Genomic DNA, 17,366 nt, shown 5'->3' with positions numbered 1-17,366 from the left:
TGGTCCTTCAGTGGTCAGCGGCCGTAGATCCGATCGAGCACCGCGGCGCTCTGTACGAAATCCTCGGCCGCGGGGTCGAAACGCGGATCGGTGGCGAGCGTCGCCGACCAGGCCGCCGCCGACCGTGCGCCCCAATCGTCGGGTGGCGCGGTCAGCGTGCGGGCCTGCGTACCGGCGAAAGCCTCCGCGGTGAAGTCGTAGAAGGAACCGCCGACGTTGCGCAACGCCGCGCCGCCCTTGGTGCCGTAGAAGCTCGCCTCGATCACCGCATCGCGTCCGGCGTGCAGATGCCAGGAACAGGCGAGCCGCACCTCGGCGCCGCCGGCGCGGAAGCGGGCGCTCGCATAGTCCTCGACCTCGCCGGGGCACAGCGGTCGGCCCTTGGCGAAGAGCGCGGCCGACACGTCGTCGACGGCCGGAAAGCCGAGCGTCCACAGGGCCAGGTCGACGAGATGGATGCCGAGATCGATGACGCAGCCGCCCCCGGACCGTTCGGGATCGAAGAACCACGGCTTTCCAGGGCCATAGGCATTGTGGAAGGTCAGGTCGATCGCGAACACCTCGCCCAGGTCGCCGCTCCGGACCAGCGGCGCGATCGCCGCCATCGCCGCGGTATGGCGGTAGGACAGGTCGACGCCAAGCAACCGGTCGGCGGCACGGGCGGCGTCAATCACAGCCTGCGTCTCCGCCGCGCTGCGACCGAGCGGCTTCTGGCAGAACACCGCGACGCCGGCGTCGAGCGCACGGATTGCCTGCGCCGCGTGCAGCGCACTGGGCGTCGCGATCACCACGCCGTCCAGGTCCAGCGCGAGCATGTCGTCCAGATCGGCAACCACCGCCGCGTGCGGCGCGTCCGTGGCGGCTTCGGCGCGGCATTCCTCCGACGGATCGCAGATCGCGACCGCCTCGATCGCGCCGGTCGCGACCATCGCCGCCATGCGATGCCGCCCGATCCAGCCGGTTCCCAGAAATCCCACGCGTGGCTTGGTCAAATGCAGTCCTCCAAGTAATTCCCTCCCGCAAGCGGGGAGCTTCACTCCATCATCACCAGCGCCTTGACGAAGCCGCCCGGCTTGTCGCGCGTCGCATCCAGCGCATCGCCCAGTCGTTCCAGCGGATAGCGGTGGGTATAAAGCGGCTTCGGGTCGAAACGCCCGCTCGCCACCGCCTCGATCGCCTCGGTCAGGCCGCGCATCTGCACCGCGGGATCGCGCTCGTGAGCATTGATCACGTCGATCCCCTTCCAGTTCCATTCCTGCATGTTGATCTGACGCGGCCCGTCCTGGTGATAGCCCGCCACCACCAGCCGGCCGCCGAAGCCGATCAGCGCGGTGGCGAGGTCGAGCGGCCATGGCTTGCCGACCGCCTCGATCACCCGCTCGCACAAAGCATCGCCGGTCAGCGCCTTGACCCGTTCGATGATCGCCCAGTGATCGTCCATCGTGATGGTTTCGGCGGCGCCATAATGGGCCGCGAGGTCGAGGCTTTCCTGCCGACGCGAAATGGCGATCACCCGCGCGCCCGCATCGCTCGCCAGCCTGGTCAGCACCGCGCCCAGGAAGCCGATGCCGATGATCGCCACCGTCTGCCCGGGCTGGATGTCGCTACGGCGGAAGATGTTGAACGCGCAGCCGAGCGGTTCGCCGGGGAAGGGCTGGCCGTCCAGGCTCGCCGGCAATTTGGCGACCATATCCGCCCGCGCCACGTCGTAATCGGCGAAGCTGCGGTAGGAGAGAGCGGCGACCCGGTCGCCCACCGCCAGATCGGTGACGCCGTCGCCGAGCGCATCGACCCGGCCCCAGCCTTCGTGGCCGAGACCCCCCGGCTCGCCCGGATAGGTCATCCACGGCAGCCCCGCCCAGGGTTCCAGGTTCGAGGCGCACACGCCGCACCCCTCCAGCTTGAGCCGGACCTCGCCGGGCGCCGGTTGCGGCAGGGGGGCGTCGGCCATCTCGATCCGGCCCGGCGCGGCCAGTATCGAACTCCTTATCATGGGTGCATCCAATTGATTATCGGGCAATTTGTCTCTCCATGAGCGATGCCGGCATGACCTCGACCCTGCAGGGCAACATCGCCCGCCTGACCGATCGCGCGGCGCGTGACAGGGCCGCGGCGCCCTGGTCGGCGCGATTGGCTGACCGGATTACGCGCTTCACCGGGTCGATGACCTTCGTATTGCTGCATCTGATCGTCTACGGCCTGTGGATCGTCGCCAATCTCGGCTGGCTGCCCGGCGTGCCGCGCTTCGATCCCACCTTCGTCATTTTGGCATCGGAGGCGTCGGTGGAAGCGATCTTCCTGTCGACCTTCGTGCTGATCAGCCAGAACCGCATGGCCGCGATCGCCGATCGCCGCGCAGACCTCGACCTGCACATCAACCTGCTCGCCGAGCATGAGCTGACCCGGCTGGCGACGCTGGTCGCGCGGATCGCCGAGCGGGTCGGCGTCGCGGTCGACGATCCGGCCTTTCACGAAATCCAGCGCGATGTCGCGCCCGAGCAGGTGCTCGACGTGATCGACGCTCATTCCGCCGCGACGGCAGCGGGCAGTACGGTGGATCGCGCCGGCGCATAGCGGTCGATCATCCAGGCGCAGAAGTCCGCGAACGCCTGCGGGTCCTTGGCGGCGCTGGTATGATGCGGTTCGATGCCGAGATGTTCGGGCGTGAAGCAGAAAGTGACGGTGACGTCGAAATCGGCGAGCGCCTCCATCTGCTGGTCGAACCAGTCGATCGCGTCGGGCCGGAAACTGTCCGCCCAGCTGAGGCCGGTGCGCAGCCGCCGGGTGCCGAGCCGCTTCATCCACGCGACCGCTTCGTCCAGCCGCGGGTCCTGGTAATGGAACCACTGCATCAGGCCCATGCGATCGGCGACCTTCGCATAGTCGTCTAGCGCGGGCTTAGGCGTGCCGTCCTCGCGGATCAGGCCCATGTAGAAATGCCGGTAGTAGCTCGACCCCTCCGCCTCGCGGTGGCGCGTCGTCGCTCCCCAAGCGTGCGGCAGGTCGTATAGCGAATACCAGAACACCCGCGGCACCCGGTCGAGCAGCAGTTCGGCGGTCTTGGTGAAGCCGAACACCTGCACCTCCTCGGCGCCGAAGCTGCCGACGCCCACCTCGGTCGCCCAGATCGGTTTGTCGGGGCAGACCGCCTCGATCTCGGCGATCTTGTCGGGCCAGGCGTGGATCGGCCAGAGATTCCAGTCGAGGGGGAAGCCGTGCACCGCGACGACATCGACCGCATCGAGCGCACCGTGGCCGCGCATCCGCTCGACCCAGCTGGGATCGATCGGGCTCATCCCGCCGAGCACGCGCGTCACCGCAGGGTTCATCTCGCGGATTGCGGCGCCCGCGCGGATCACCGTGTCGGCGAACTTCGACCAATCTGGGTCGACGAACGGATCCCAGTGCGATTTGTTGTTCGGCTCGTTCCAGATCATTGCCGCTTCGATCATGCTTGCCCCCCCTGCTGCGGATAGACGGCCATCGGCCCGTATTCGGCGTAAGGCACCGGTGCGGTGCGGCAGAGATAGACCTCCGCCTCCGGCTGGCCCAGGATCGTGAAGCCGGCCGCGCGCAGCATCGCTGCGCTGCAGGCCGCATTGGGCGCCCACCAATTGGTCCAGTCGTGCGCGAACTCGCGCTCGATGAAATGCATCTTCGGATAGCCCGGCTCGTCGAAGAAGGCGGGCGGCTCATGCGTGCCGGGCAGGTGGAACGGATGATCCTCCGGCACCGGATAGATGTCGCGGGAGCCCTGCTGCATCGTCTGAAAAAGCATCAGATCGCCGGCGACATGTTCGCGGATGAGGTCGAGCGCCAGCAGCGGATGGCGCAAATGGTAGAGCACGCCCATGAAGATGACGAGGTCGAACCGCTCGCCCAGCGCACCGACGTCATAGACCGACAGTTTGCGCAGCTCGACGTCGCCGAAGCCCAGCGCCTCCGTCGCCAGCCGCGCCTGCGCCAGATAGCGGTCGTCGCTGTCGATGCCGAGCACGCGCGCCGCGCCGCGCCGCTTCATCTCGATCGAATAGAAGCCGGCGTTGCAGCCGATGTCGAGCACGCTCTTGCCGGTCAGGTCGGCGGGCAAGGCATCGGCGAAGCGCGCGAATTTGAAGCGTGGATAGTCGCCGAGGAAATGGTCGGGCGCAGTATGGATGCCATGGCCAAGATCGATATTGTGGAACCAGGAGCCCAGCCGATCGACCTCCGCGCGCAGCGTATCGGGCGTCATGCCACCATCCTTTCGTTAAGGCTGTGGAGTTTCGCTCCCCAGTCGCCGATCACCATGCGGCTGACCGACGCCGGCCCGATGTCGAAGCGCAGCAGCCGCTCGAGCGGCAGGCCCAGCGCGTAAGCGACCGCACCACGGATCATGTCGGAATGGCTGACCAGCGCGACGACGGCGCCGTCCGCCTCCGACGCGGCGAGCGCCGACAAGTGACCGACGATACGGGCCTGCGCTTCCGCCATCGTCTCGCCGCCGGGGATGCGGGCGGTGCCGCGCTCCGCGTTCCAGCGGTGCCATGCCGGATCGCCGTGCAGGCTGTCGAAGGTCGCCCCGGTCCAATCGCCCATGTCGATCTCGACGAGCGCCTCGACGGGCGTCGGCGCGGGCAGGCCATGAGCCGTGGCGATCGCGGCGGCGGTCTCGCGCGCCCGTTCCAGCGGGCTGCACTCGATCCGGTCGATCCGCTCGCCTGCTAAGGCGGCGGCAAGCGCCTCGGCCTGGACACGGCCGGCTTCGCTCAGCGGCACATGCTCCATTCGACCGGAAAGGCGCTGGTCAAGATGGATGTGCGCGGCGTGCCGGATCAGGAGGAACGTCGCGGTCACTAGGGTCCTTTAAGCTGCCCCGACTCGATGCGGTCTTAACATCGGTTATGAGGATTGTGGTCTAAGCGACTAGGAACAAAGAAGAAGAACCTTCGTTCCGCCTCCGTAGCAATTGTTCGCAGCGAGGGGATTGGCGACCGATGACCCGATCAGACACAATCGTTTCCCTATTGTCTTTGATGTCGATCAGTCGGTCGGCGCAATGACCGAAACGGTGCTGATCACCGGCGGCGCCGGTTTCATCGGTCGCTTCGTCGGTGAGGAACTGCTCCGCCGCGGCAACCGCGTCCGCGTGCTCGACAGCCTGATCCCGCAGGTGCACGGCCATGTCGACCGCCCGCCCTTGCTGTCCGACGCGGTGGAGCTAATCCGCGGCGATGTCCGCGACGGCGATGCCGTGGCCCGGGCGCTCGAGGGTGTCGACAGCGTCATCCACCTCGCCGCGGAGGTCGGCGTCGGCCAGTCGATGTACGAGGTGGAGCGCTATACCTCGACCAACGACGTCGGTACGGCCGTGCTGTTCGAGCGGCTGATCGATCGCCCCGTGCGGCGCGTGGTCACCGCTTCGTCCATGTCGATCTACGGCGAAGGCCTGTATCGCGACGCCGATGGCGCGATGCGCGAGGATGTCGAACGTGGCGCGGTGCGCGACGGCATGGCGAATTGGGATCCGGTCGACGCCGATGGCCGGATGCTGACTCCGGTGGCGACGCCCGAATGGAAGCGGCCCAATCTCGCCTCGATCTACGCGCTCAACAAATATGTGCAGGAGCGCACCACCCACATCATGGCTAAGCCCTATGGCATCGAGGGCGTGTGCCTGCGGCTGTTCAACGTCTACGGGCCGGGGCAGGCGCTGTCGAACCCCTATACCGGCGTGCTCGCGATCTTCGCCTCGCGCCTGCTCAACGGCCAGCAACCGATGATCTTCGAGGACGGCGAGCAGCGTCGCGACTTCGTCCATGTCAGCGACGTCGCGCGCGCCTTCGCCGACGCGCTGGTGCTGCCGGAAGCGGCGGGGGAGACGTTCAACATCGGTTCGGGTCACGACCGGTCGGTGACGGAGGTGGCGCAGGCGCTGGCCCAGGCGATGGGCAAGAACGATATCCGGCCGGAGATCGTCGGCAAGGCGCGGATCGGCGACATCCGCCATTGCTTCTGCGACACCACCCGCGCTGCCGAGCGCCTGGGCTTCCGCGCCGAGGCGGATTTCATCGCGGGCCTTGCCGAACTAGCCGAGTGGGTCGGTGCACAGACCGCAGAAGATAATGTCGCGCAGGCGCGGGCCGAACTGGAGAAGCGGGGGCTGGTGGCGTGAGGGGTGCCGTTGCCTCATCCGTCATCCCGGCGCACGCCGGGGCCCATGGACAGGGTGCCGCCGATGGATCGCGCCACCACGGTCGTTGCGTATCCAGGGGTCCCGGCTTCCGCCGGGATGACGAGGGGAGGGCAGCCGTGCGCTTTTCTATTGTCCGTCTTCCCCGCGGAGGCGGGGATCCAGCCGCGCAGGTTTCCGCACGTGGCGCAACGGCGGCGTCTCTAGATACCCGTCTTCGCGGGAATGACGGACAAAAAGGCGGGCAAGCATGACCGGCGCCCCCGTCCTCGTCACCGGTGGCGCGGGCTTCATCGGCAGCAACATTGCCGACCGTCTCGCGAGCGAAGGCCATGACGTGCTGATCTACGACCGGCTGTCGCGACCGGGCGTCGAGCGCAACCTCGCCTGGCTGCAGGACCGCCACGGCGCGCGGATCACCGCCATCCGCGCCGACATCCGCGACGCCGACACGCTTGCCGGCGCGGTGGCGGAGGCGCAGGCGGTGTTCCACATGGCGGCGCAGGTCGCGGTGACCACCAGCCTCGACGATCCGCGCGACGATCTGGAGATCAACGTCCTCGGCACCTTCAACCTGCTCGAGGCGCTGCGCCGCAAGGGCACGCCGACGCCGTTGGTCTTCGCCTCGACCAACAAGGTCTATGGCGATCTCGCCGACCTCGACTTCGCCCGCGACGGCGACACCTATGTCCCCGTCGACGCGGCAGTGCGCGCACATGGCATCGGGGAGGGGCGCCCGCTCGACTTCCACACCCCTTATGGCGTGTCGAAGGGCGCCGCCGACCAATATGTCCTCGATTACGCGCGCAGCTACGGCATCCCGGCCGCGGTGCTGCGGATGAGCTGCATCTACGGCCAGCGGCAGATGGGCACCGAGGATCAGGGCTGGGTCGCCCATTTCCTGATTCGCGCGCTCGAGGGCCAGCCGATCGCGCTATACGGCGACGGCTGCCAGGTCCGCGACATCCTCGACGTGTCGAACGCGGTGGAGGCGTATCTGAACGCCTGGCGCCGCATCGATGCGGTGCGCGGGCGCGCCTTCAACCTCGGCGGCGGGCCGACCAACGCCATTTCGCTGCGGACGTTGCTCGCCCAAATCGGCGATCTGATCGGGCGCGAGATCGACGTCTCCTTCGCCGACTGGCGGGCGGGCGACCAGCGTTACTTCGTCGCCGACACCCGCGCCGCCGATGCCGCACTTGGCCTGTCGGCGAAGCTGCCGTGGCGCGAGGGCGTCGCCAATCTCGCCCGCTGGCTGGCCGTGGAGCGCGGGCTCAACCATCCGATCGGCGCGCGCGCACCCGAATTGGCGGCGGAATGAAGGTTCTCGTCACCACCGATGCCGTCGGCGGCGTCTGGGAGTATAGCGTCGAGCTGGCGCGCGGCCTGCGCGCCGCCGGTGTCGAGGTCGTCGTCGCCAGCGTCGGGCCGCCGCCGAGCGCGGACCAGCGCGCGATGTTCGCCGCCACCCCGTCCTGCACCCTGATCGAGACCGATCTGCCGCTCGACTGGCTGTGCGCGGATGCTGCGCCCGTCCTGGCCGCGGGCCGGGCGATCGCCGAACTCGCGTCCGAACTGTCGGTCGATCTGATCCAGCTCAACATGCCGACGCTTGCCGCCGCCGGGCCGATGCCGGTGCCGACCATCGCCGTCACCCATGGCTGTGTCGCCACCTGGTGGGAAGCCGCCCGCCCCGGCACGCCATTGGCGCGGGACTATCGCTGGCACAGCGCGCTGACCGCGGCGGCGCTGCGCAACGTCGAACGCGTCGTCGCCCCCAGTGCCGCTTATGCCGCGATCGTGCGCCGCCACTATGGCCTCGCCGAGGCGCCGCTGGCGATCCACAACGGCCGCACCCCCCTGCGCGCCTTCGACCCGGCCGAGCCGATCGCGGACGTCGCGCTGACGGTCGGGCGACTGTGGGACGGCGTCAAGAATGCAGCCCTGCTCGACCGGGCCGCGGCGCGGCTGCCGATCCCGTTCCTCGCCGCCGGCGCAGCGCGCGGGCCACATGGCGAGACGATCCGGCTGACTCATCTGCGCGAACTCGGCCAGCTTTCCGCCGACCAGATCGCCGGCCATCTCGCCAAGCGGCCGGTGTTCGTCTCCGCCGCCAGCTTCGAACCCTTCGGCCTCGCGGTGCTGGAGGCGGCGCAGGCGGGTTGCGCCCTGGTCCTCGCCGACAATCCGACCTTCCGCGAATTGTGGGGCGGTGCGGCGCTGTTCGTCCCGATCGGCGAGGACGGCTGGTGCACGGCGATCGAGGGGCTGATCCTCGATCCCTCGCGTCGCCACGCCCTGGGTGAGGCCGCCCGCAGCCGCGCCGGCCGCTACACCCCAGCCGCCAGCGCGGCGGCGATGCTCGCGCTCTACCGCGACGTGCTCGCCGCGCGTCCCCCCGCCAGCAAGGTCGCTGCATGAGGATCGTCTATTTCACCCACAGCCTCGCCTCCTGCTGGAACCACGGCAACGCCCATTTCCTGCGCGGCGTGCTCAGCGAGCTGATCGCGCGCGGCCACGACGTCCGCGTCTTCGCGCCGGAGAACAGCTGGAGCCTGACCAACCTCTATGCCGACCATGGTGCCGATGGCCTCGCCGCCTATCGCGCCGCCTATCCGGAGCTCGGCTCGGTCAGCTATCCGGACGACGCCGACGTCGAGGAGATGGTCGACGGCGCCGACCTCGTCCTCGTTCACGAATGGAACGCGCACCGGCTGGTCGCCGATCTCGGCCGCCTGCGCCAGCGCGGCGCACGCTGGGCCCTGCTGTTCCACGACACCCACCATCGCGCGGTCAGCGAGCCCGACCAGATGCGCGCCTATGATTTGTCGGGCTATGACGGCGTGCTGGCCTTCGGCGAGACGCTGAGCGCCGTCTATCGGCAATGGGGCTGGGGGGCGCGTGTCTGGACTTGGCACGAGGCCGCCGACATCCGCCGCTTCCACCCGCCCGCCGTCGAGGGGCCGCGCGAAGGGCTGGTCTGGGTCGGCAACTGGGGCGATGGCGAGCGTACGGAGGAGCTGGAGCGCTTCCTGTTCGAGCCCGCCCGCGCCGCGGGACTGGGGCTCGACATCTATGGCGTCCGCTATCCGGCGGAGGCCAAGGCGACGCTGGCCCGATATGGCGCGCGCTATCACGGCTGGGCGCCCAATGCGGCGGCGCCGTCGCTGTTCGCGCGGGCGCTGGCGACCGTTCACGTGCCGCGCCGCTATTATGCGACGATCCTGCCCGGCATTCCAACGATCCGCGTCTTCGAGGCGCTCGCCTGCGGCATTCCGCTCGTCTCCGCGCCGTGGGACGATAGCGAAGGGCTGTTCCGCGTCGGCGAGGATTTTCTGATGGTCCGCTCGGGCGAGGACATGACCAGCGCGCTGGGCGTCATCCGTGACGATCCGGACCGCCGCGACGCGCTCGTCGCCGCCGGGCTCGCGACGATCCGCGCCCGTCATACCTGTGCGCATCGCGTCGACGAGTTGTTCGCGATCGTCGACCGCCTCCACGACATTCCCGCGAAGGACGCCGCATGAAAATCGCCTTCTACGGCTCCAGCCTCGTTTCCTCCTACTGGAATGGCGCCGCGACTTACTATCGCGGCATCCTCAAGGCGCTGCACGCACGCGGCCACGACATCACCTTCTACGAGCCCGATGCCTTCGACCGGCAGCAGCATCGCGACATCGAGGCGCCGCCCTATGCGAAGTCGGTCGTCTACCCGGCGACGGTCGACGCGCTGAATGACGTGCTGGCCGAGGCGGCCACCGCCGACGTCGTGATCAAGGCGAATGGCGTCGGTGTCTTCGACGCCGAGTTGCTCGAGGGCATCGTCCGCCATGCCCGTGCCGATGCGATCAGGATCTTCTGGGACGTCGACGCCGCCGCGACGCTGGACGAGATGCGCGCCGACGCCAGCCATCCGGTACGGCGCGCGCTGCCCGACCTCGACATGGTGCTGACCTATGGCGGCGGCCCGCCGGTGGTCGACGCCTATCGCGGCTTCGGTGCGGCGCAATGCGTGCCGGTCTACAACGCGCTCGATCCGGAGACGCACCATCCTGTGCGGCATGACGAACGCTTCGCCTGCGATCTCGCCTTCCTTGGCAACCGCCTGCCGGATCGGGAATCGCGGGTGGAGGAATTCTTCCTCAAACCGGCGGCGCTGTTGCCGGAACAGCACTTTCTGATCGGCGGCAACGGCTGGGAGAGCAAGGCGATGCCCGGCAACGTCCGCCATCGCGGCCATGTCTATACCGCCGAGCACAACGCCTTCAACTGCACCCCGCGTGCGGTGCTCAACGTCGCGCGCGACAGCATGGCGCATGTCGGCTTCTCGCCGGCGACCCGCGTGTTCGAGGCGGCGGGCGCCGCCGCCTGTCTGATCACCGACGCGTGGGAGGGTATCGAACAGTTCCTGCAACCCGATGCGGAGGTGCTGGTCGCCCGTGACGGCCAGGACGTCGCGGAGCATCTCGCCACCCTGACGCCGGAGCGGGCGGCGGCGATCGGCCAGGCGGCGCTCGCCCGGGTGTTGCGCGACCATACCTACGATCTGCGCGGGGCGGAGGTCGACGCGTTGCTCCGCCGGCTGCACCTGGCGGTGGCGGCATGAAGCTCGTCGTCCTCGGCCTCAGCCTCGCCTCGTCCTGGGGCAACGGCCATGCCACCACCTATCGCGCGCTGCTCCGCGCCTTCGCGGCGCGCGGTCACGACGTGCTGTTCCTCGAGCGGGAAATGCCCTGGTATGCCGGCGAGCATCGCGACCTGCCGGACCCCGGCTTCTGCCGTCTGGCCTATTATGACAGTGTCGCCGACCTCTCGCGCTTCGATACGGAGATCGCCGGTGCCGATGCGGTGATCGTTGGCTCCTATGTGCCGGAGGGTGTCGCGGTCGCCCACCATGTCCAGCGGGTCGCGCGCGGCGTGACCGCTTTCTACGACATCGATACGCCGGTCACGCTCGCCAAGCTCGGCCGCGGCGACTTCGAATATCTGTCGCCGGCGGTGATTCCCCATTTCGATCTCTATCTGTCCTTCACTGGCGGCCCGACGCTGCGCCGACTGGAGCGCGACTTCGGCAGCCCGATGGCGCGGGCGCTCTATTGCTCGGTCGACACAGATGCCTATCGCCCGCTCGACGTGCCGGTGCGCTGGGATCTCAGCTATCTCGGCACCTATAGCGACGACCGCCAGCCGACGCTGACCCGGCTGCTCATCGACGTCGCGCGCGCCCGCCCGGAGCGGCGCTTCGCGGTCGCCGGCCCGCAATATCCGGCCGCGATCGACTGGCCGGCCAATGTCGAACGGATCGAGCATCTGCCACCGGCGGACCATGCGGCCTTCTATTCGGCCAGCCGCTTCACGCTCAACGTCACCCGTGCCGACATGATCGCCGCCGGCTGGTCGCCCTCGGTCCGGCTGTTCGAGGCGGCGGCCTGCGGGACGCCGATCATCTCCGACCGCTGGGACGGGCTGGACCAGCTGTTCGCCCCCGATCGCGAGATCATCCTGGCGGACACCACCGCCGAGGTGATCGCTGCGCTCGACCGCGACGCCCGCGCCATGGGTCGCGCCGCCCGCGTGCACGTGCTCGCCGCCCACGGTGCAGACACCCGCGCCGCCGAACTCGAACGCCATCTGACCGACGCTGGCCGGGGAATGAGCATGACCCACCGGACCATCCGCTCGCTCGTCGCCGGCGGTGCGGGCTTCATCGGCTCGCATCTGTGCCGCGCCTTGCTCGACCGCGGCGAGCAGGTCGTCTGCCTTGACAATCTGCAGACCGCCCGGCCATCCAATCTCCGCGATCTGCAGGGGCATCCGAACTTCAGCTTCGTCGAGGCGGACGTGATCGATCCGCTGCCCGACCACGTCACCGGCCAGCGGTTCGACCGCATCTACAATCTCGCCTGCGCCGCCTCGCCGCCGCAATATCAGGCCGATCCGGAGCATGCGATGCTGACCAGCGTCGTCGGCACCGACCGGCTGCTGCGGCTCGCCGAGACGCAGGGCGCCCGCTTCCTGCTCGCCTCGACCAGCGAGGTCTATGGCGACCCCGAACATCATCCGCAGCGCGAGGATTATCGCGGCTCCGTCAACTGCACCGGCCCGCGCGCCTGTTACGACGAGGGCAAGCGCGCGGCGGAGGCCCTGTCCTTCGATTTCGCGCGCCTGCGCCGGGCGGAGGTGCGCGTCGCGCGCATCTTCAACACCTACGGCCCGAACATGAACCCCGACGACGGCCGCGTCGTCTCCAACCTGATCTGCCAGGCCCTATCGGGCGAGCCGATCACCATCTACGGCGACGGCTCGCAGACGCGCAGCTTCTGCTACGTCTCCGATCTGGTCGCCGGCCTGATCGCGCTGATGGACAGCGAGATCGACGGGGCGGAGCCGATCAACCTCGGCAATCCGAACGAACTGACGATCAACGAACTGCTCGACCAGGTGCGCGCGATCACCGGGGCGCAGGCGCCGGTCACGCGCCTGCCGCTGCCCATCGACGACCCGCGGCGCCGCCGCCCGGACATCGGCCGTGCGCAGGCGGTGCTCGGCTGGCAGCCCCGCGTCGGGCTCGCCGAGGGGCTGTCGCGCACCTGCGCCTGGTTCGCCGACGAACTCGCCGCGCCGGGCGAGCCGGCCGTCTTGTCATGCGCCGCCGAATGAGCCGGGGAACGTTACGCGCGCGCACCGGTTGAGCCGCGCATGAGGGATGATCCGGAAGACGATCTCGCCACCCATCCGCTGACCGGCCGTTTCCTGCTGCGGCGCGGCCGGGCGCGGATGTCGGCGGAGGAGCGGCGCGTGCTGGAAGATGCGGCGTCGGAGGTGAAGACCTACCCCGGCCGGCATCAGCTCGTCCGCCGCGGCCAGCCGATTCATCACAGCATGTTCCTGGTCGACGGGTTCGTCAGCCGCTACATGGACGATCGCGAAGGCTATCGACAGATCGTGTCCGTCCACGTGCCGGGCGACTTCGTCGACCTGCACGGCTTTCCGACCGGCCGGCTCGACCATGACATCGCGACGCTCGGCCCGGTCCGCGTCGCGATCTTCGAACACGATCAACTGACCCGGATCACCGAGGAGCATCCGCGGCTCGGTCGTTTCCTGTGGTTCGCGACGCTGATCGATGCCGCGATGCATCGCGAATGGATCTTCCGGCTCGGCCGGCTCGGCGCCGAGGGGCGGTTGGCGCATTTCTTCTGCGAACTGAACGCGCGGATGGAAGCCGTCGGCCTGGCCCATGACGGCCGCTTCACACTGGCCCTGACCCAGCCAGAATTGGCGGAGGCCTGCGGGCTGACCGGCGTCCACGTCAACCGGACTCTGCGGACGCTGCGCGAGGACGGGCTGATGAACTTCCGCTCGGGCGAGGTCACGATACTCGACCAGAAACGGCTCGCCGCCGTTGCCGAATTCGAACCCGACTATCTCTATTGCGACTGGGCGGCCTGGAAGGGGCTGTAGAACCGGTCGGCTGGACGGTTTCCGCGCCCCGATCCGCCCGCATCGCGGCAATGCCGATCCGCCGGGGCCTTTCCTCCCGCCGGGTGAAATGCTCTAACCCCTTGATGCGCTTCCTCTTAGCTTCCGCCGCCTTGATCGCTGCACCGCTCGGCGCCCAGATCGCGCCGCCCGCCGCCGACCCGTTCATCGGCACGGGCGGGGAGGGGCATACCTTTCCCGGCGCCACCGCGCCGTTCGGCATGGTGCAGCTCAGCCCGGACACGGACACCGGCTGCGAAATCCGGCAATGTTACGGCCATGCGGCCGGCTATCGCTACGAGGACCCGACGATCCAGGGGTTCAGTCACACGCACTTCTCCGGCGCCGGCCATTCCGATCTCGGCGACGTGCTGGTGATGCCGGTCGGCGGCGACACGGTGCCGATGGATCCCGGCGATCCCAAGGTGCCGCTGTCCGGCTACCGTTCGCGCTTCAGCCATGCGCGGGAGAGCGCGACGCCGGGCTATTATGCGGTGACGCTGGACGACCGGCATATCCGCGCCGAGCTGACCGCAGGCACCCGCGTCGGCGTGCATCGCTATCGCTTCGGCGGACAGGAAGCGCATCTGGTCCTCGACCTGCGCACGTCGCTGTACAATTATCCGGGCAAGATCCTGTGGTCGGGCTTGCACCTCCGTCCCGACGGCACGCTGACCGGCTTCCGCGAGACGCGCGGCTGGGCGCCGGGGCGCAAATTGTTCTTCGCGATGCGCTTTTCCGCGCCGCTCAAGGATCACGCCTTTGTCGATCGCGACGCCAATGTCCCCTACAAGGGCTTCGCCGGTCCCGGTCGCGGCGGTGACGCGCTGGCCGAGAAGCTCGGCCGGCAACTGGAGGCGCGGCTCGATTTCGGCAAGCTGCAGACGCTGGAGGTGCGCGTCGGCCTGTCCGGCGTCGATGAGGACGGGGCGGTCGCCAATCTCGACGCCGAACCCGGCGACTTCGACGCCGTCCTCGCCAGCACCAGGGCGGCATGGGGCAAGGCGCTCGGCGCGGTGCAGATCGATGCCGATACGCCGATCCGCACCAGCGTCTACACCGCCCTCTATCACAGCCTGCTCGCCCCCAGCGTATGGAGCGATGCCGACGGCCGCTTCCGTGGGCCCGACGACCAGGTGCATCGCGCCGACGGTTACACCGTCCGCTCGACCTTCTCGCTGTGGGACACGTTCCGGGCGGAACATCCACTGCTAACGCTGATCCAGCCGGCGCAAACCACCACCGACGTGGTCCGCTCGCTGATCGACAGCCGCCGCTACAGCCCCGACGGCATCCTGCCGGTCTGGCAGTTCGCCGGGCGCGAGACCTGGACGATGATCGGCTACCACGCCGTGCCGGTGATCGCCGACGCCTATCTGAAGGGCATCGGCGGCTTCGACGCCAAGGCGGCCCTCGACGCGATGGTCGCCAGCGCCACCTACGCGCCCTACGGCGGCCTCGGCGAATATATGAAGCGCGGCTATGTGCCGATCGACAGGGAGCCGGAGGCCGCGTCGAAGACGGTCGAATATGCCTATGACGACTGGACCATCGCCCGCATGGCCCGCGCCATGGGCCGCAACGACGTTGCCGCCACGTTCGAGAAGCGGGCCGGCAATTGGCGCAACAGCTTCGACGCCAAGACCGGCTTCCTGCGCGCCCGCAAGAGCGACGGCAGTTTTCGGACCCCCTTCGATCCGACCGCGATCAACTATGGCTCCGATTACACCGAGGGCAATGCCTGGCAGTACAGCTGGTTTATGCCCCAGGATCAGGGCGGGCTGTTCCGCCTGCTCGGCGGCGACCGCAAGGTGGTCGCCAAGCTCGATGCGATGTTCGACTATGACAACAGCAAGCTCGACTACAGCCATGCCGAGGACATCGCCGGGCTGATCGGCCAGTATATCCACGGCAACGAGCCGAGCCACCACGTCGCCTATCTCTACGTCCTCGCCGGCCAGCCGTGGCGGACGCAGGAGCGGCTCGCGCAGATCGTCGCCAGCCAGTACAAGCCGACCCCCGACGGCCTGTCGGGCAATGACGACCTCGGCCAGATGTCCGCCTGGCTGGTGTTCACCGCGCTCGGCTTCTATCCGGTGACGCCGGGCACCAACCAATATGTCATCGGCCGGCCCTTCGTCCGCCGTGCGGTGCTGACGCTGCCCAATGGCCGCACGTTCACGATCCGCGCCGACGGACTGAGCGACGCCAACCGCTATGTCGGCCAGGTCACGCTCGACGGCACGCCGCTGACGCACAGCTACATCACGCACGAGCAGATCATGGCGGGCGGCGAATTGCGCTTCACCATGCAGGCGACGCCGAACCAGAGCTGGGGTAGTGCCAAGACGGCGCGGCCCTATTCGATGACGCCCTTCTGATCGCCGGCCGGGGGTGACGCCCCGGCCAGCATGGCTATGCTGGCGCGATGACCGCACCGGCCACCCCCAACCATCGTCTTCGTTCGATCCTCGGCGGCTCGGCCGGCAACCTCGTCGAATGGTTCGACTGGTATGTCTATTCCGCCTTCGGCCTCTATTTCGCGCCGCACTTCTTCCCGAAGGGCAATCCGACCGCGCAATTGCTCAACACCGCCGCGATCTTCGCGGTGGGGTTCGTGATGCGGCCGGTCGGCGCGTGGATCATGGGCATCTACGCCGACCGCTACGGCCGCAAGGCGGGGCTGACGCTGTCGGTGGTGCTGATGTGCGCCGGCGCCTTCCTGATCGCGGTGTCGCCATCCTACGAGTCGATCCGCTGGGGCGCGCCGGCGCTGCTCGTCGTCGCCCGGCTGATGCAGGGGTTGAGCGTCGGTGGCGAATATGGCGCCAGCGCGGTTTATCTGTCGGAGATGGCGGGGCGCGAGCGGCGGGGCTTCTTCTCCTCCTTCCAGTACGTCACGCTGATCGCGGGGCAGTTGCTCGCGCTGTTCACCCTGTTGCTGTTGCAGGCGGTGCTGAGCGAGGCGCAGCTGGAATCCTGGGGATGGCGCATCCCCTTCGCGCTCGGCGGGCTGCTCGCCATCGTCGTCTTTCGCATCCGCCGCGGCCTCGCCGAGACGCAGGCGTTCGAAAACGCCCGCGACCAGCCGCGGTCGAGCGGCTGGCTGTTGTTCAGCCGCCACCCGCGTCAGGCGGCGACGGTGATCCTGCTCACCGCCGGAGGCACGCTCGCCTTCTACGCCTATACGACCTACATGCAGAAGTTCCTGGTCAACACGACCGGCTTCTCGCGCGAGACCGCGACCTGGATCATGACCGCCGCGCTGGCGCTCTATGCCGCGCTGCAGCCGGTCGCGGGCGTCTTGTCGGACCGGATCGGCCGGCGGCCGCTGATGATCGGCTTCGGCGTGCTCGGCCTCATTGCGACCGTACCGATCTTCTCCGCCCTGGAGCGTGTCCACAGCCCCATCGCCGCCTTCGCGCTGGTGATGATCGCTCTGGTCATCGTCAGCGGCTATACCGCGATCAATGCGGTGGTGAAGGCGGAGCTGTTCCCCGCCCATATCCGCGCGCTCGGCGTCGCGCTGCCCTATGCCCTCGCCAACACCGCATTCGGCGGCACGGCCGAATATGTCGCGCTTTGGCTCAAGCAGGCCGGCGTGGAACGCGCCTTCTACTGGTATGTCACGGCGATGATCGGCGTGTCGCTGATCACCTATTGGCGGATGCGCGACACCCGCCGGCACAGCGCGATCCTGGAGGATTGAGGC

At 68.5% G+C, this 17,366-nt stretch carries 15 protein-coding genes and 1 pseudogene; 11 read left to right on the top strand and 5 right to left on the bottom strand.

Features of this window, described 5'->3' with window-relative positions:
* Positions 1-14 precede the first annotated feature (14 nt).
* Together ACU5AX_RS03700 and ACU5AX_RS03695 are read right to left on the bottom strand one after the other, a co-directional pair.
* The gene (locus ACU5AX_RS03700) at positions 15-992 is read right to left on the bottom strand and encodes a Gfo/Idh/MocA family protein (RefSeq protein WP_446689710.1); all 978 of its coding nucleotides are present in this window, start codon (positions 990-992) and stop codon (positions 15-17) included.
* Positions 993-1,033: 41 nt separating this feature from the next.
* Positions 1,034-1,951, bottom strand: coding sequence for an MDR/zinc-dependent alcohol dehydrogenase-like family protein (locus ACU5AX_RS03695; protein WP_446689709.1), 918 nt, complete (start codon positions 1,949-1,951; stop codon positions 1,034-1,036).
* Between the two features lie 95 nt (positions 1,952-2,046).
* On the opposite strand from ACU5AX_RS03695, the gene ACU5AX_RS03690 reads away from it, so the two are divergent.
* Positions 2,047-2,574, top strand: a complete 528-nt coding sequence (locus ACU5AX_RS03690; protein WP_446689708.1) for a DUF1003 domain-containing protein — start codon at positions 2,047-2,049, stop codon at positions 2,572-2,574.
* Here the strand turns inward: ACU5AX_RS03690 and ACU5AX_RS03685 are convergent.
* The 3 genes from ACU5AX_RS03685 to ACU5AX_RS03675 are packed head-to-tail and all read right to left on the bottom strand — an operon-like array spanning position 2,523 to position 4,836.
* Positions 2,523-3,452 carry a glycoside hydrolase 5 family protein gene (locus ACU5AX_RS03685; protein WP_446689707.1) on the bottom strand — a complete coding sequence of 310 codons (930 nt, stop codon included), beginning with the start codon at positions 3,450-3,452 and terminating at the stop codon, positions 2,523-2,525. The genes ACU5AX_RS03690 and ACU5AX_RS03685 overlap by 52 nt on opposite strands.
* Entirely contained in the window at positions 3,449-4,234 is a 786-nt protein-coding gene (locus ACU5AX_RS03680; protein WP_446689706.1) for a TIGR04290 family methyltransferase, read from the bottom strand. Before ACU5AX_RS03680 ends, ACU5AX_RS03685 begins: the two co-directional genes overlap by 4 nt.
* Positions 4,231-4,836, bottom strand: coding sequence for a histidine phosphatase family protein (locus ACU5AX_RS03675; RefSeq protein ID WP_446689705.1), 606 nt, complete (start codon positions 4,834-4,836; stop codon positions 4,231-4,233). Before ACU5AX_RS03675 ends, ACU5AX_RS03680 begins: the two co-directional genes overlap by 4 nt.
* Positions 4,837-5,038: 202 nt before the next feature.
* Here ACU5AX_RS03675 and ACU5AX_RS03670 point away from each other — a divergent pair, with 202 nt between their 5' ends.
* The 10 genes and pseudogenes from ACU5AX_RS03670 (at position 5,039) to ACU5AX_RS03625 (ending at position 17,363) form a co-directional block, all read left to right on the top strand.
* The gene (locus tag ACU5AX_RS03670; protein ID WP_446689704.1) at positions 5,039-6,154 is read left to right on the top strand and encodes an NAD-dependent epimerase/dehydratase family protein; all 1,116 of its coding nucleotides are present in this window, start codon (positions 5,039-5,041) and stop codon (positions 6,152-6,154) included.
* A gap of 268 nt (positions 6,155-6,422) precedes the next feature.
* A complete protein-coding gene (locus ACU5AX_RS03665) occupies positions 6,423-7,493 on the top strand; it encodes an SDR family NAD(P)-dependent oxidoreductase (RefSeq protein ID WP_446689703.1) in 1,071 nt (356 codons plus the stop codon).
* Positions 7,490-8,593 carry a glycosyltransferase family 4 protein gene (locus tag ACU5AX_RS03660; RefSeq protein WP_446689702.1) on the top strand — a complete coding sequence of 368 codons (1,104 nt, stop codon included), beginning with the start codon at positions 7,490-7,492 and terminating at the stop codon, positions 8,591-8,593. Before ACU5AX_RS03665 ends, ACU5AX_RS03660 begins: the two co-directional genes overlap by 4 nt.
* Positions 8,590-9,699 carry a CgeB family protein gene (locus tag ACU5AX_RS03655; RefSeq protein WP_446689701.1) on the top strand — a complete coding sequence of 370 codons (1,110 nt, stop codon included), beginning with the start codon at positions 8,590-8,592 and terminating at the stop codon, positions 9,697-9,699. The genes ACU5AX_RS03660 and ACU5AX_RS03655 overlap by 4 nt, the downstream gene beginning before the upstream one ends.
* A complete protein-coding gene (locus ACU5AX_RS03650) occupies positions 9,696-10,778 on the top strand; it encodes a CgeB family protein (protein WP_446689700.1) in 1,083 nt (360 codons plus the stop codon). Before ACU5AX_RS03655 ends, ACU5AX_RS03650 begins: the two co-directional genes overlap by 4 nt.
* Positions 10,775-11,785: pseudogene (locus ACU5AX_RS03645) on the top strand (CgeB family protein); the annotation flags it as partial. The gene ACU5AX_RS03650 and the pseudogene ACU5AX_RS03645, both read left to right, overlap by 4 nt.
* Before the next feature lie 45 nt (positions 11,786-11,830).
* Positions 11,831-12,832 (top strand): UDP-glucuronic acid decarboxylase family protein, encoded by a 1,002-nt coding sequence (locus ACU5AX_RS03640; RefSeq protein ID WP_446690462.1) that lies wholly within the window; start codon positions 11,831-11,833, stop codon positions 12,830-12,832.
* A gap of 39 nt (positions 12,833-12,871) precedes the next feature.
* Positions 12,872-13,636: a Crp/Fnr family transcriptional regulator gene (locus tag ACU5AX_RS03635; RefSeq protein ID WP_198352706.1), complete on the top strand. Its 765-nt coding sequence runs from the start codon at positions 12,872-12,874 to the stop codon at positions 13,634-13,636.
* A gap of 104 nt (positions 13,637-13,740) precedes the next feature.
* A complete protein-coding gene (locus ACU5AX_RS03630) occupies positions 13,741-16,035 on the top strand; it encodes a GH92 family glycosyl hydrolase (protein ID WP_446689699.1) in 2,295 nt (764 codons plus the stop codon).
* A 47-nt stretch (positions 16,036-16,082) separates the two neighbouring features.
* Positions 16,083-17,363, top strand: a complete 1,281-nt coding sequence (locus ACU5AX_RS03625; RefSeq protein ID WP_446689698.1) for an MFS transporter — start codon at positions 16,083-16,085, stop codon at positions 17,361-17,363.
* The last annotated feature ends 3 nt before the right edge of the window (positions 17,364-17,366 follow it).

Source organism: Sphingomonas benefaciens, from assembly GCF_052907485.1.
Note: the sequence above shows the minus strand (reverse complement) of the source record. Positions and strands in the feature narration are given on the sequence as shown.

Bases quoted from the DNA above. Each gene is read 5' to 3' on its own strand.
- ACU5AX_RS03695 (WP_446689709.1), bottom strand. From the start codon at position 1,951: ATGGCCGACGCCCCCCTGCCGCAACCGGCGCCCGGCGAGGTCCGGCTC.
- ACU5AX_RS03690 (WP_446689708.1), top strand. From the start codon at position 2,047: ATGACCTCGACCCTGCAGGGCAACATCGCCCGCCTGACCGATCGCGCG.
- ACU5AX_RS03685 (WP_446689707.1), bottom strand. From the start codon at position 3,452: ATGATCGAAGCGGCAATGATCTGGAACGAGCCGAACAACAAATCGCAC.
- ACU5AX_RS03680 (WP_446689706.1), bottom strand. From the start codon at position 4,234: ATGACGCCCGATACGCTGCGCGCGGAGGTCGATCGGCTGGGCTCCTGG.
- ACU5AX_RS03670 (WP_446689704.1), top strand. From the start codon at position 5,039: ATGACCGAAACGGTGCTGATCACCGGCGGCGCCGGTTTCATCGGTCGC.
- ACU5AX_RS03665 (WP_446689703.1), top strand. From the start codon at position 6,423: ATGACCGGCGCCCCCGTCCTCGTCACCGGTGGCGCGGGCTTCATCGGC.
- ACU5AX_RS03660 (WP_446689702.1), top strand. From the start codon at position 7,490: ATGAAGGTTCTCGTCACCACCGATGCCGTCGGCGGCGTCTGGGAGTAT.
- ACU5AX_RS03655 (WP_446689701.1), top strand. From the start codon at position 8,590: ATGAGGATCGTCTATTTCACCCACAGCCTCGCCTCCTGCTGGAACCAC.
- ACU5AX_RS03650 (WP_446689700.1), top strand. From the start codon at position 9,696: ATGAAAATCGCCTTCTACGGCTCCAGCCTCGTTTCCTCCTACTGGAAT.
- ACU5AX_RS03640 (WP_446690462.1), top strand. From the start codon at position 11,831: ATGACCCACCGGACCATCCGCTCGCTCGTCGCCGGCGGTGCGGGCTTC.
- ACU5AX_RS03635 (WP_198352706.1), top strand. From the start codon at position 12,872: ATGAGGGATGATCCGGAAGACGATCTCGCCACCCATCCGCTGACCGGC.
- ACU5AX_RS03630 (WP_446689699.1), top strand. From the start codon at position 13,741: ATGCGCTTCCTCTTAGCTTCCGCCGCCTTGATCGCTGCACCGCTCGGC.
- ACU5AX_RS03625 (WP_446689698.1), top strand. From the start codon at position 16,083: ATGACCGCACCGGCCACCCCCAACCATCGTCTTCGTTCGATCCTCGGC.